The 2,493-nt window shown below is 44.0% G+C and carries 2 protein-coding genes; one reads left to right on the top strand and one right to left on the bottom strand.

The window, feature by feature from the left end; genetic code table 11:
* Positions 1 to 106: 106 nt before the first annotated feature.
* Entirely contained in the window at positions 107 to 247 is a 141-nt protein-coding gene (locus tag F6K38_RS39310) for a hypothetical protein (RefSeq protein ID WP_287360330.1), read from the top strand.
* A gap of 138 nt (positions 248 to 385) precedes the next feature.
* Here the strand turns inward: F6K38_RS39310 and F6K38_RS39305 are convergent.
* The coding region (locus F6K38_RS39305; protein WP_502709652.1) for a WD40 domain-containing protein at positions 386 to 2,493 on the bottom strand (2,108 nt) is incomplete at its 5' end.

Genomic DNA, 2,493 nt, shown 5'->3' with positions numbered 1-2,493 from the left:
GAGCTAGCCCGTTGATGTTCCAGTGTCCCCGGGCTAGCTCTTGACTCTGGGCGTCTCAGCGCCCACTCTTCTACTATAACACAAAAATATTTTATTATAACATATTTTGAAAAATTTTGTAACAAAGGGAGCTATCAGCTATCAGCTATCAGCTATCAGCTATCAGCTATCAGCTATCAGTTATCAGCTATCAGCTATCAGCTATCAGCTTATGCGCTACGCGCACGCGATCGCGTTCAGCTTGTGAATAACATTGGTGTCGAAGCCTGTGCCACAAAGTTGGCCACTGTTCGCTTAGCGTAAGCTTTTAGCTGACGGCTGACCGCTGACGGCTGACGGCTGACTTCTGACTTCTGACTTCTAACTTCTGACTTCTAACTTTCCCTCACTCCTCAAGTAAACCCTTCAACACCTCTTCCGTAAAAGGATTCTTACCAGCCCGGAGCTGATCTATCCATTTTTGCCGTTGTGCTTTCAACTTATCATTGCCGGTCCAGTCTACATATGCCTGAAAGTCTGATATTGCTCCTGCGGTATCCCCAGTAAGGGCTCTAGCCAGACCACGACTATCTTGATATCCTCCATTTTCAGGTGCTTTGGCTACTGCTTTCTCACAAGCATCAATCACGTCAGCAGCATATCCATGGAGGCTACCAAACCAACAGAGTGTGTACCAAGAATAAGCATAAATTTCTAGGTTTGGATCTACTTGTTGTGCTTCTTTATAGAGAGATAGGGCTTTGGTTAATTTACCCTCTTTAGCCAACTGCTTACCTTGTTTAACTTTAGTAGCTGCTGCTAGCTGTTTGGCTTTTTTCTCTGGCTCTAATTCTAGCTCAGGATTCCATTCTTTGGCTTCTTCAAACTTAGCAATAGCAACCTCAATATCCCCCTCTTTAGCTAACTTCTCACCTTTTGCAACAAGAGCGATCGCTTTTGCCTTTTTCTCTGGCTCTAATTCTAGATTGGGATTTAATTCTTTGGCTTTTTCAAACTTAGCAATAGCAACCTCAACATCCCCCTGTTTTGCTAACTCCTCACCTTGTTTAACAAAACCAGAAGCTGCAGCTATTTTGCTATCTGAATCTTGGCATTTCTCTAAGTTATCTAAGGATTCAGGATGGTCCACAAAGTAACCTTCAAGCAACTTACAGCCCCGAGCCAGCATCTCACCTAAATCTTCAACCGCCCAGAGTCTGACCGTTTTGTCCGATGATGCCGTAGCGAGGGTTTTACCATCGGGACTAAAACTTACACTAATTACCTCGGATTGATGTCCTGAAAAGAGTGCTAATTGATTGCCCTGTAAATCCCAAACTCTGACCGTTTTGTCCCTTGATGCCGTAGCGAGGGTTTTACCATCGGGACTAAAACTTACACTAAATACCGAGTGTTGATGTCCTGAAAAGAGTGCTAATTGATTGCCCTGTAAATCCCAAACTCTGACCGTTTTGTCCGATGATGCCGTAGCGAGGGTTTTACCATCGGGGCTAAAACTTACACTAATTACCTCGGATTGATGTCCTGAAAAGAGTGCTAATTGATTGCCCTGTAAATCCCAAACTCTGACCGTATGCTCCGCTGATGCCGTAGCGAGGGTTTTACCATCGGGGCTAAAACTTACACTATATACCCAGTGTTGATGTCCTGAAAAGAGTGCTAATTGATTGCCCTGTAAATCCCAAACTCTGACCGTATTGTCGTCTGATGCCGTAGCGAGGGTTTTACCATCGGGACTAAAACTTACACTAAATACCGAGGATTGATGTCCTGAAAAGAGTGCTAATTGATTGCCCTGTAAATCCCAAACTCTGACCGTTTTGTCCCTTGATGCCGTAGCGAGGGTTTTACCATCGGGACTAAAACTTACACTAAATACCCAGTCTTGATGTCCTGAAAAGAGTGCTAATTGATTGCCCTGTAAATCCCAAACTCTGACCGTTTTGTCCAATGATGCCGTAGCGAGGGTTTTACCATCGGGACTAAAACTTACACTCAATACCGAGTGTTGATGTCCTGAAAAGAGTGCTAATTGATTGCCCTGTAAATCCCAAACTCTGACCGTTTTGTCATATGATGCCGTAGCGAGGGTTTTACCATCGGGGCTAAAACTTACACTATATACCGAGAATTGATGTCCTGAAAAGAGTGCTAATTGATTGCCCTGTAAATCCCAAACTCTGACCGTTGCGTCATATGATGCGGTAGCGAGGGTTTTACCATCGGGACTAAAACTTACACTATATACCGAGGATTGATGTCCTGAAAAGAGTGCTAATTGATTGCCCTGTAAATCCCAAACTCTGACCGTTTTGTCATATGATGCCGTAGCGAGGGTTTTACCATCGGGACTAAAACTTACACTAATTACCGAGTCTTGATGTCCTGAAAAGAGTGCTAATTGATTGCCCTGTAAATCCCAAACTCTGACCGTTTTGTCCCTTGATGCCGTAGCGAGGGTTTTACCATCGGGACTAAAACTTACACTATATA

Source organism: Moorena sp. SIO3B2, from assembly GCF_010692525.1.
Taxonomy (GTDB): Bacteria; Cyanobacteriota; Cyanobacteriia; order Cyanobacteriales; family Coleofasciculaceae; genus Moorena; species Moorena producens.
The sequence above is the reverse complement of the archived record's forward strand: the minus strand, read 5'-3'. Positions and strand labels throughout refer to the sequence as shown.